The following is a 10,386-nucleotide window of genomic DNA, read 5'->3' as shown; positions in this document are numbered from 1 at the left end:
ACCACACACAAATGACGAGGACCAAATGACGGTGAAGCCCCTCTACCGACGTGTCTTGCTGAAAGCGTCGGGCGAAGCGCTGATGGGCGAACAGCATTTCGGCATCGATGTCTCGGTCGTGGATCGCATCGCCGCCGACATCGCCGAGGCCCGCGCTCTGGACATCGAGGTCGGCGTCGTCATCGGCGGCGGCAACATCTTTCGCGGCGTGGCCGTCGCTTCCAAAGGCGGAGACCGGGTCACCGGCGACCACATGGGCATGCTTGCCACAGTCATCAACTCGCTGGCGTTGCGCACCTCGCTGAACAAGATCGGCGTCGACGCTGTGGTGCTGTCGGCGATTGCCATGCCGGAGTTGTGCGAAAGCTTTTCGCAGCGCCAGGCCACCGCCTACATGAACCAGGGCAAGGTGGTGATCTTTGCCGGCGGCACCGGCAATCCGTTCTTCACCACTGATTCGGCTGCGGCACTGCGCGCGGCCGAAATCGGCGCCGATGCGCTGTTCAAGGGCACGCAGGTCGATGGCGTCTATTCGGCTGATCCGAAAAAGGATCCGAATGCGACGCGTTTCGAGCGTATCAGCCATGCCGAAGTCATAAATCGAGGCCTTTCAATCATGGATACGGCTGCGATTGCACTTGCGCGCGAAAACAACATTCCGATAATCGTCTATTCGATCCACGAAAAAGGTGGTTTCGGCGATATTCTTAGGGGCGGTGGCCGCTGCACGGTCGTCGCGGACGATTGATCCGGGGCCTGATCCCTACCAAGGGGAAACCGGCTTTTCGAAAATCAGGCTCGAACGGGGCCTTGCCCCGAAGCAATGAACCCGCGGCAGACGGGTCGAGGAGACTAGGATGAGTGGTGAGTACGACGATCTCAAGCGGCGCATGGATGGGGCAATCGCCGCGTTCAAGCATGACCTGGCTTCGCTGCGGACCGGCCGCGCCTCCAGCAATCTGCTCGATGCCATCCAGGTGCAGGCCTACGGCACCACCATGCCGATCAACCAGGTCGCCAACGTCACGGTGCCGGAGCCGCGCATGATCTCGGTGTCGATCTGGGACAAGTCCATGGTCGGCGCCGTCGATCGCGCCATCCGCGAATCCAACCTGGGTTTCAACCCCATCGTCGACGGCACCAATCTGAGGATTCCGCTGCCGGAGCTCAACGAGCAGCGCCGGAAGGAACTGGTCAAGATCTCGCACGGCTATGCCGAGAATGCCCGTGTCGCCGCGCGCCATGTGCGCCGCGACGGCATGGACTTCCTGAAGAAGGCCGAGAAGGACGGCGTGATCAGCGAGGATGATCAGCGCAAGCGTTCGGATCAGGTCCAGAAGCTTACAGACGAAACGATCAGCACCATCGATCATCTGCTTTCCGACAAGGAAGCTGAGATCATGCAGGTTTAGGGTTGGCGGCCGGCTGACCCGAAAGCGAGATCATGACAACGCCCGCGCATGTCGCGATCATCATGGATGGAAATGGACGCTGGGCTAAGGCGCGCGGCATGCCTCGGCTCGCCGGTCATCGCGCCGGCGTCGAAGCATTGCGCAAGACGGTGCGCGCGGCGCCCGATCTCGGCATCTCCTTCCTGACCGTCTATGCGTTCTCGTCGGAGAACTGGTCGCGGCCGAAGGCCGAGGTCAGCGACCTGATGGGGCTGTTGAAGCTGTTCATCCGCCGTGATCTTGCCGAACTGCACCAGAGCGGCGTGCGGGTCCGGATCATCGGCGACAGGGCAGGGCTTAAGGCCGACATCCGGGGGCTGCTCGAAGAGGCCGAATCGCTGACCGCCCGTAACGAATCCCTGACGCTGGTGATCGCCTTCAATTATGGCGGGCGCGACGAGATCGTTCGCACAGCGCGCAAGCTTGCCTCGGCCGCGGCGCGCGGCGAAATCGACGCTGAATCGATCACCGCAGAGAGCTTTGCCGGCTGTCTCGACACGCAAGGCATTCCCGATCCGGAACTGGTCATACGCACCAGCGGCGAGCTTCGCCTGTCCAACTTCCTGTTGTGGCAGGCCGCTTACAGCGAGCTCGTCTTCCTGCCTTGCTATTGGCCCGACTTCAGCCGCGAACACCTTGCCGAGGCGTTGCGCGAATTTGCCGGCCGAGAGCGCCGTTTCGGCGGATTGGGCCCGCAAGACGTCGCTTCGCGACCGGCAGCGGGATGAGCAACCTTCAGCTCCGCGTCATTTCAGCGGTCGTGCTTGCCGTCATCGCCCTTGGCCTGACCTGGCTTGGCGGCCTTCCATTTCGACTGCTGTGCGCGGCTATGTCGGCGATGATCTTCTTCGAGTGGACACGCATGTCGCGGCCAGCCGCGGCCAATGGGCTGGGCTTCCTGCCCGAGGCGCTGGTGGTCGTTTTCATCGGCGCCTTGGTTGCCGGGCTTGCCGCATCGTGGCTGCTGCTGCTCGTCGTGATGCTGATCGCTGTTACGGCGATTGCCGCCCAGGTTCGCAAGGCCGGGCAATGGGAGGCAAGCGGTCTTGCCTATGCCAGCGTGTCCGGCCTGTCGCTTGCGTTGCTGCGTGATGGCGACCATCCGGGCCTCGTCGCCATCCTGTTCCTGTTCGCGGTCGTCTGGGCGACCGACATTTTTGCCTATTTCGTGGGGCGCGCCGTCGGTGGCCCGAAGCTGGCGCCGTCGATTTCGCCCGGCAAGACGCGTAGCGGCGCTGTCGGCGGCGCTGTCGGTGGCGTTGTCGCCGGGGTCGTGCTGGCAGCAGCCGCCGGTGCCGGCAATCTGGCCTTGCTTGCCCTCGTGGCGCTTGTGCTTTCGATTATCGCTCAGGCTGGAGACCTGTTCGAATCCTGGGTCAAACGGCGGCATGGCCGCAAGGATTCGGGCGTGCTCATTCCAGGCCATGGCGGTGTCATGGACCGTGTCGACGGGCTTGTCGCGGCGGCTCTTGCCCTATACGTCATTGGCTGGATTTCGGCGGGCGCCGATCATCCGGCACAGGGGCTATTTCCGATTTGAACGGTGTCGTTTCACGATCTGGTGCGGGCGTGCCTTGGATTCGCCTGGATTGATGTCACAGTCACCGCGACAGCGGAAGAATTTGAGGGCATGAGTTGAACGGGATTCTTCACGCGATTTTCAGCACCGAAGGCTTGTTTCTCGGCACGCTCGTGCCGTTTCTCTTCGTGCTGACCGTGGTGGTGTTCGTCCACGAGATGGGTCACTACCTCGTCGGCCGCTGGTGCGGCATCGGCGTCAGGGCCTTCTCGATCGGCTTCGGTCCCGAACTCATCGGCTTCAACGACCGGCATGGCACGCGCTGGAAGCTTTGCGCCATACCGCTTGGCGGCTATGTCAAATTTGTCGGCGACATGAACGCCACCTCCAGCCAGCCTACGTCGGAAGAGCTTGAGACGCTGACCGACGAGGAGCGCAAGGTTGCCTTCCACACCCAGGCCATCTGGAAGCGTGCGGCGACCGTGGTGGCCGGGCCCCTGTTCAATTTCCTGCTGACGATCGTCGTCTTTTCCGTGCTGTTTGCGTCCTATGGGCGTTATGTCGCGGAGCCCATGGTGGCGGAAGTCACGGCGGACAGTCCGGCGGCAAAGGCCGGCATCCAACCTGGCGATCGATTCGTCAGCGTCGACGGCAGCAAGGTCGAAACCTTTGGGGACGTGCAGCGGCTGGTGTCGGGCCGGGCCGGCGATACCATCACCTTTGTCATGCTGCGCGACGGCAAGGAGGTCACGGTGACCGCGACGCCGCGGTTGATGGAGCAGCAAGACGCGCTCGGCAACAAGGTCAAGGTCGCCGTGATCGGCGTCGTCAACAACAAGGAACTCGGTCAGCCCCGTCTTATCACCTATACACCGGTCGGGGCGGTTGCGGCGGCAATTGAGGAAACAGGCCACGTCATCGAGCGCACCGGCCAGTTCTTGCAGCGTTTCGCCGTCGGGCGTGAGGACAAGTGCCAATTGGGCGGTCCCGTCAAGATCGCGGACATGGCCGGCAAGGCGGCGAAACTCGGTTTCGAATGGCTGGTGCAGCTCGTCGCGCTGCTCTCCGTTGGCATAGGTATTCTAAACCTTTTGCCGATTCCCCCCCTCGACGGCGGCCATCTGTTGTTCTACGGGGTGGAGGCCGTCATCCGCCGGCCGGTGTCGGAACGGATGATGGAAATGGCCTATCGGGCCGGTCTGCTCCTGGTCTTGGGCTTCATGGGTTTCGTTTTCTGGAACGATCTGTTTGGATGCTGAAATCATGAAGAAATTTGGCTTTGGCACGGTCGATATTGAGACGCCGTTTACCATGCCTAGGGATATGAGTGACGCGAAAGCCACGCACCAGGGTTAAGTAAATACAAATTAACCAGAAGCCTTGCGTGTAGGGAAAATCCGGTTAATACGGTAGGGGAAATTACCGCACGTCCGGTTTTCTCGCCGTGGGGACTACGAGAAAAGGTTATTAAGCCCGATGAAGGCAGCATCCAAGTTTCTGAGCGCCGCGTCAGCGGCGGCACTGTCCGCCGCTCTGGTCGTGCCAGGTGCGCTCGCAGTACAATTCGTTGCCACATCGGCGGCTGAGGCCGCTGTCGTCAGCAGGGTCGAGGTGAGCGGCAACCAGCGTGTCGACGCCGATACCATTCGCAATTACATCACCATCAAGCCGGGCAAGGCCTTCTCCAGTTCCGATGTGGACGCGGCCGTCAAGGCGCTGTTTGGCACTGGCCTGTTCTCGGACGTCCAGATCAACCAGGTCGGCTCGACGCTGGTGGTCAAGGTTGCCGAATACAAGGTCGTCAACCAGGTGCTGTTCCAGGGTAACAAGAAGCTCAAGGACAATGCGCTCGAGGCGGCGGTCCAGCTGAAGCCGCGTGGCACATTCTCGCAGGCGACGCTCGATTCCGACGTCGAGGCCGTGAAGGCCGCTTACAGGCGCATCGGCCGCGATGATGCCGGCGTGACCACGCAGGTCATGGAACTCGGCGACAACCGCGTGAACGTGGTGTTCCACATCACCGAAGGCGACCGCACGCAGATCGCGGCGATCAATTTCGTCGGCAACAGCGCCTATTCGAGCCGCCGTCTGTCTGATGTGATCAACACCAAGCGCTCGTCCTGGGTGTCGTTCATCCTGCGCGACGACGTTTATGACGAGGACAAGCTGCGCGCCGACCAGGAACTGCTGCGCCGCTTCTATTACAATCACGGCTATGCCGATTTCCAGGTCGTGTCGGCCGTCGGCGAACTCGACAACGCGACGAACAAATACACGGTCACCATCACCGTACAGGAAGGCGAGCGCTACAATTTCGGCGATATCAGCGTCGAAAGCACGATCCCGGAAGTCGACTCCAAGTCGCTGGAATCGGTGGTCGAGACCCGCAAGGGCGACGTCTACAACGCCAAGAACGTCGAGGACTCTATCATCGCCCTCACCGAGAAGGTCGCCGGTTCAGGCTATGCCTTCGCGCAGGTGACGCCGCGCGGCGACCGCAATTTCGAGAACCATACGATTTCGGTGGTCTATACGGTCGATCAGGGCACCAAGGCTTATATCGAGCGCATCGAGATCCGCGGCAACGACCGCACGCGTGACTATGTCATCCGCCGTGAATTCGATGTCAGCGAAGGCGATGCATTCAACCAGGTGCTCATCCAGCGCGCGAAGAAGCGCCTGGAAGACCTGAATTATTTTGACAAAGTCGAAATATCGACGGTGCCGGGCTCGCAGCCCGATCAGGTCGTGCTGGTGGTCGACGTTGTCGAGAAGTCGACGGGCGAATTCTCCGTTGGCGCCGGCTATTCGACCGGCGGTGACTCGGCAGGCCCGTCCGTCGAAGGATCGATCACCGAGCGCAACTTCCTCGGCCGTGGCCAGTTCATCAAGCTGTCGGCCGGTGGCGGCAAGAATTCGCGCGACTACGCCGTATCGTTCACCGAGCCGTATTTCCTCGGTCGACGCATCGCTGCCGGCTTCGACATCTATAAGTCGACGAGGCAATACAACAACAACTATGACAGCGATACCACCGGTGCGACGGTGCGCTTCGGTCTGCCGATCACCAACAGCATCACGACCCAGCTGGCGTATAATATCTCCCAGGAGAAATATAAGGTCGACGACAGCTGCAATCCGACCGACGCACTTCCGCAAGGCACCTGCAACATTTCCCAGGCCATCTTGGATGGCATCGCGGAAAGCCCGTGGATCAAGTCGTCTGTCAGCCTTGGCCTGGTCTACAATACCATCGACGACATGAAGAACCCACATGAGGGTATCTACGCCAACACGACGGTTGAAGTGGCGGGTCTCGGTGGTGATGCCAAATTCGTGAAGATCACGGGACGCGGCAGCATCTATCAGACGCTGTCCGAGCAGCTTGATCTCGTCGGTCTCATTTCGGGTGGCGCCGGTCATGTCGAGGGTTATGGCAGCGACGGCAATCTGCGAATTTTTGACCAGTTCCAGAGCACCGATCGCATGATCCGCGGCTTTGCATATGGTGGCATCGGCCCGGTGGCTTCTGGAACCAGCGGCGATCATCTGGGTGGTACGACCTATTTCAACGCTTCGGCCGAAGCGCAGTTCCCGCTGCCCGTCGTTCCGGAAAGCTTCGGCTTGCGCGGCGCGGTGTTTGCGGATGCGGCAACGCTTTATGGCAGCAAGATCGCGGACCAGACATTGGTCGACCAGTCGTCGACCGGCATGAAATTGCGCGCTTCGGTTGGTCTCGGCTTGATGTGGGCCTCGCCGTTCGGTCCGATCCGTATCGACTACGCGATCCCGGTCAAGAAGGAAGCGAGCGACGACGTGCAGGAATTCAACTTCGGCATATCGACCCGCTTCTGATCGGCGGCCAACGATGCTCCCGGATTTTTGGATCCGGGAGAAATGTTCCGACCTAGCTGGATATAGCTTCTGGAATGACCGATCCGGTGTTCTTCGCGCCATCACGCCGGTATACGGCGGCCGAAGTCGCGAATCTGACCGGCTCGGTGCTTGTCGATTCCGACCAATCCGGCGTTTCGATCGAGACACTGGCGCCGGCCCACGAAGGCGGTGCCAATGCGCTCGTTTTCGTCGACGGCAGGCGCAATTCGGCGCTGATGCCCTCATTGCGGGCGGCCGCGGTGCTGTGTCCGGCGGAGTTCGCCAACAAGGCGCCGTCCGGCGTCGCCGTTTTGACCCACCCGCGGCCGCAACAGGCATTCGCGCTGGTCGGCAGACTGCTGTTTCCGACAGCCGCCACGCCGGGCCCAATGACCGGTGAAACCGGTGTTTCACCGCATGCCCATATCGATCCGACCGCGCATGTCGAAGCGGGCGCCATCATCGAGGCCGGTGTGGTCATCGGGCCAGGCGTCTCGATCGGCAAGGGCACCGTCATCGCGCCAAACGCGGTCATTGGACAATCCTGCCAGATCGGCCGCGACGGCTATGTCGGCCCGGGCGCCAGCATCCAGTATGCGCTGATCGGCAATCGTGTCATCATCCATGGCGGCGCCAGGATCGGCCAGGACGGCTTCGGCTTTGTCGGCGGTGCCAAGGGCCCTGAACGCGTTCCCCAGATCGGACGGGTCGTCATCCAGGACGATGTCGAGATCGGCTCCAATTCTACAGTCGATCGCGGCGCCATGTCCGATACGGTCATCGGTCAGGGCAGCAAGATCGACAATCTCGTGCAGATCGCCCATAACGTCCGCATCGGCCGCAATTGCATAGTGGCCGGGCTTTCAGGTATTTCCGGTTCCGTGGTCGTGGGTGACAACGTTACGATGGGCGGTGGCGTCGGGCTCGCGGATCACTTGACCATCGGCTCGGGCGCCAAGCTTGCCGCCAGAAGTGGATTTATGAGCAATGTTCCCGCCGGTGAGATCTGGGGCGGCTATCCGGCACAGCCGATGGCGGAAGCCATGCGGGAGATAGCCATGTTGCGCACGATGGCCAGGGCACGCAAGCAGGGCAAGGACAATGGCTGATATGGTGGCGGCGACGACGCTGGAAGCGGTCGACATACTGGGGCTGATGAAGCTCCTGCCGCACCGCTATCCCTTCCTGATGATCGACCGCATCGTCGACATCGATGGCGACGATTCCGCCGTCGGCATCAAGAACGTCACCATCAACGAGCCGCATTTTCAGGGGCATTTCCCCGAGCAGCCGGTGATGCCGGGCGTGCTGATCGTCGAGGCCATGGCGCAGACGGCAGGCGCCATCTGCATCCGCAGCCTTGGGGCGTCGAAACCGTCGCTGGTCTATTTCCTGACCATCGACAACGCCAAATTCCGCAAACCGGTCGTTCCCGGCGACCAGTTGAAGATCCACGTCAAGAAAATCAAGAAGCGCGGCAACCTGCTCAAATTCGCCTGCGAAGCCCTGGTCGATGGCACCAAGGCGGCCGAGGCCGAGATTTCAGCCATGATGGTCACCGGCGACTGACGATCGAGTGCTTATGAAAATCAAGACTTCAATCCATCCTTCCTCCGTCGTGGAAGAGGGCGCTCAAATCGGTCAGGGTGTGCGCATAGGGCCGTTCTGCCACATCAGCGCCGATGCCGTGATCGGCGACGGTGTCGAACTGGTTAGCCATGTCTCCGTCATCGGCGCGACCACCATCGGCGCCTCGACCAAGGTCTATCCGATGGCGACATTGGGCGCACCGCCGCAGAACACAAAACACAAGGGCGGCCGCACGACGCTGGTCATCGGCGCCAACTGCACCATCCGCGAAGGCGTCACGATGCATGTCGGCACCGACACCAGCCGCGGCGAAACGACAGTGGGCGACAATGGCAATTTCCTTGCCTACGCCCACATCGCCCATGATTGCGTTGTCGGCAAGAACGCCACTTTCGCCAATGGCGCGACGCTGGGCGGCCACTGCGAGATTGGCGACAACGTCTACATAGGCGGCCTCAGTGCCGTCCATCAATTCGTGCGCGTCGGCGACAATGCCTTTCTGGGCGGGTGCTCGGCCTTCGTTGGTGACGTCATTCCCTACGCCATTGCTGTCGGCAACCGCGCCAGCTTGCGCGGCTTGAACATCATCGGCCTCAAGCGCGCCGGTCTGCCGCGTTCCGAAATCTATCTGTTGCGCAAAGCCTACAGGACGATTTTCGACCGCTCCCGCACCGTCGGCGAGAACATCGAATTCGCCAAGGCCGAGTTCGCCTCTTCGCCGACCGCCATGAAGATCGTCGACTTCATCAGCAGTCGCGGCAAGCGACACTACGCAGTGCCATCGCTAAAGGGCGGCGATGGCGACGATACCGACGATGAAGACTGAGGCCGCTTCCGTCGGTCTTGATCTCCCGCCAGATGCCAGGGTCGGCATCATAGCAGGCGGCGGCAGTCTTCCGGTCGAAGTCGCGGCCGGCTCCGCCGGGCAAGGTTATCCGCCCTTCATCGTCCTCATGGAAGGCGAAGCCGACCGTCTGCCGGAATTGTGCCGGTATGAGCATGAGACCCTTGCCCTGGAGGCGATCGGCTCGCTTGTTCCTTTGCTCAAACGCCACCGGATTACCCATCTGGTGCTTGCCGGCGAGATCAAGCGCCGACCGAGGCTGACGCATCTGCGCCCAAGCCTTGGCCTGCTGGCGGTCATACCAATTGTCGTCATGGCGCTGGCGCGTGGCGACGATGGCCTGTTGAAGGTGGTGGCGCGCGGTCTCGAGGCCCGAGGGATCAAGGTCATGGGTGCGCACGAGATCGTGCCGAGCCTTGTCGCCGCCGAAGGGGTCTTGACCAAAGCCGCTCCACAGAAATTGGATTGGCGCGACATTGAGGCAGGCTTTGCGGCGGCAAAGGCCATCGGGGCGCTGGATATCGGCCAGGCGGCGATCGCGGTCGGTGGTCGGACCATCGCGCTCGAGGGCATCGAGGGCACGGCCGGATTGCTCGACCGTGCGAAGCTGCTGCGTGGCCATGGCCGCATCGCCGGCAAGACCCGCGGCGTCCTGGTCAAATGCGCCAAGCCTGGCCAGGAACTGCGCGCGGACCTTCCGTCCATCGGGCCGCAGACAGTTGAAGCGGCACATGCGGCGGGGCTTGCCGGCATTGCCGTCGAAGCGGGGCGCTCGCTGATCCTCGAAGGCCCCGCGACTTTGTCGCGCGCCAATGAACTTGGCCTGTTCATCGTCGGCCTGGCCGCAGCGGAGCCTTCGCATGGTTGAAAAGGCGCTGAAGATCGCGATCGTCGCCGGCGAGGAATCGGGTGACCTGCTTGGCGCCGACATCGTGCGCTCGCTCCGCCAGATAACAGGTCGCGAGGTGCGGCTTGTCGGCCTCGGCGGCCGGCATCTCGGCGAACTGGGCCTGGTGTCGCCCTTCGATGCCGGTGAGATCGCGCTCATGGGTTTCAGCGCCGTCCTGAGCGATCTGCCCCGTCTCATCAGGCGGATCGGTCAACTG

At 61.8% G+C, this 10,386-nt stretch carries 10 protein-coding genes and 1 pseudogene; all 11 read left to right on the top strand.

Annotated features, from left to right (window positions below):
- Window positions 1–25 precede the first annotated feature (25 nt).
- Window positions 26–748: a UMP kinase gene (pyrH, locus tag C1D09_RS23070; protein ID WP_143976454.1), complete on the top strand. Its 723-nt coding sequence runs from the start codon at window positions 26–28 to the stop codon at window positions 746–748.
- Between the two features lie 109 nt (window positions 749–857).
- Window positions 858–1,412 carry a ribosome recycling factor gene (gene frr, locus C1D09_RS23065; RefSeq protein ID WP_010909550.1) on the top strand — a complete coding sequence of 185 codons (555 nt, stop codon included), beginning with the start codon at window positions 858–860 and terminating at the stop codon, window positions 1,410–1,412.
- A gap of 32 nt (window positions 1,413–1,444) precedes the next feature.
- Complete coding sequence (locus tag C1D09_RS23060; RefSeq protein WP_143976453.1) at window positions 1,445–2,179, top strand: isoprenyl transferase; 735 nt, start codon at window positions 1,445–1,447, stop codon at window positions 2,177–2,179.
- Window positions 2,176–2,991: a phosphatidate cytidylyltransferase gene (locus C1D09_RS23055; RefSeq protein WP_143976452.1), complete on the top strand. Its 816-nt coding sequence runs from the start codon at window positions 2,176–2,178 to the stop codon at window positions 2,989–2,991. Before C1D09_RS23060 ends, C1D09_RS23055 begins: the two co-directional genes overlap by 4 nt.
- A gap of 95 nt (window positions 2,992–3,086) precedes the next feature.
- Entirely contained in the window at window positions 3,087–4,229 is a 1,143-nt protein-coding gene (rseP, locus tag C1D09_RS23050) for an RIP metalloprotease RseP (protein ID WP_143976451.1), read from the top strand.
- Between the two features lie 217 nt (window positions 4,230–4,446).
- A complete protein-coding gene (bamA, locus tag C1D09_RS23045) occupies window positions 4,447–6,825 on the top strand; it encodes an outer membrane protein assembly factor BamA (RefSeq protein WP_143976450.1) in 2,379 nt (792 codons plus the stop codon).
- Window positions 6,826–6,899: 74 nt separating this feature from the next.
- Window positions 6,900–7,955, top strand: a complete 1,056-nt coding sequence (gene lpxD / locus C1D09_RS23040) for a UDP-3-O-(3-hydroxymyristoyl)glucosamine N-acyltransferase (protein WP_143976449.1) — start codon at window positions 6,900–6,902, stop codon at window positions 7,953–7,955.
- On the top strand, window positions 7,948–8,415 hold the full coding sequence (gene fabZ, locus C1D09_RS23035; protein ID WP_020628878.1) for a 3-hydroxyacyl-ACP dehydratase FabZ: 468 nt from the start codon (window positions 7,948–7,950) through the stop codon (window positions 8,413–8,415). Before lpxD ends, fabZ begins: the two co-directional genes overlap by 8 nt.
- 13 nt (window positions 8,416–8,428) lie before the next feature.
- The gene (lpxA, locus tag C1D09_RS23030; protein ID WP_143976448.1) at window positions 8,429–9,262 is read left to right on the top strand and encodes an acyl-ACP--UDP-N-acetylglucosamine O-acyltransferase; all 834 of its coding nucleotides are present in this window, start codon (window positions 8,429–8,431) and stop codon (window positions 9,260–9,262) included.
- Complete coding sequence (locus tag C1D09_RS23025) at window positions 9,234–10,148, top strand: LpxI family protein (protein ID WP_143976447.1); 915 nt, start codon at window positions 9,234–9,236, stop codon at window positions 10,146–10,148. The genes lpxA and C1D09_RS23025 overlap by 29 nt, the downstream gene beginning before the upstream one ends.
- A pseudogene (locus C1D09_RS23020) lies at window positions 10,141–10,386 on the top strand (lipid-A-disaccharide synthase); the annotation flags it as partial. The gene C1D09_RS23025 and the pseudogene C1D09_RS23020, both read left to right, overlap by 8 nt.

Source organism: Mesorhizobium intechi (assembly GCF_002879535.1).
Classification (GTDB): Bacteria; Pseudomonadota; Alphaproteobacteria; order Rhizobiales; family Rhizobiaceae; genus Mesorhizobium; species Mesorhizobium intechi.
This window is presented reverse-complemented; position numbering and strand designations above follow the sequence as displayed.

Excerpts from the sequence above, each read along its gene's own strand:
- pyrH (WP_143976454.1), top strand. The coding sequence starts at position 26 with ATGACGGTGAAGCCCCTCTACCGACGTGTCTTGCTGAAAGCGTCGGGC.
- frr (WP_010909550.1), top strand. The coding sequence starts at position 858 with ATGAGTGGTGAGTACGACGATCTCAAGCGGCGCATGGATGGGGCAATC.
- C1D09_RS23060 (WP_143976453.1), top strand. The coding sequence starts at position 1,445 with ATGACAACGCCCGCGCATGTCGCGATCATCATGGATGGAAATGGACGC.
- C1D09_RS23055 (WP_143976452.1), top strand. The coding sequence starts at position 2,176 with ATGAGCAACCTTCAGCTCCGCGTCATTTCAGCGGTCGTGCTTGCCGTC.
- bamA (WP_143976450.1), top strand. The coding sequence starts at position 4,447 with ATGAAGGCAGCATCCAAGTTTCTGAGCGCCGCGTCAGCGGCGGCACTG.
- lpxD (WP_143976449.1), top strand. The coding sequence starts at position 6,900 with ATGACCGATCCGGTGTTCTTCGCGCCATCACGCCGGTATACGGCGGCC.
- fabZ (WP_020628878.1), top strand. The coding sequence starts at position 7,948 with ATGGCTGATATGGTGGCGGCGACGACGCTGGAAGCGGTCGACATACTG.
- lpxA (WP_143976448.1), top strand. The coding sequence starts at position 8,429 with ATGAAAATCAAGACTTCAATCCATCCTTCCTCCGTCGTGGAAGAGGGC.
- C1D09_RS23025 (WP_143976447.1), top strand. The coding sequence starts at position 9,234 with ATGGCGACGATACCGACGATGAAGACTGAGGCCGCTTCCGTCGGTCTT.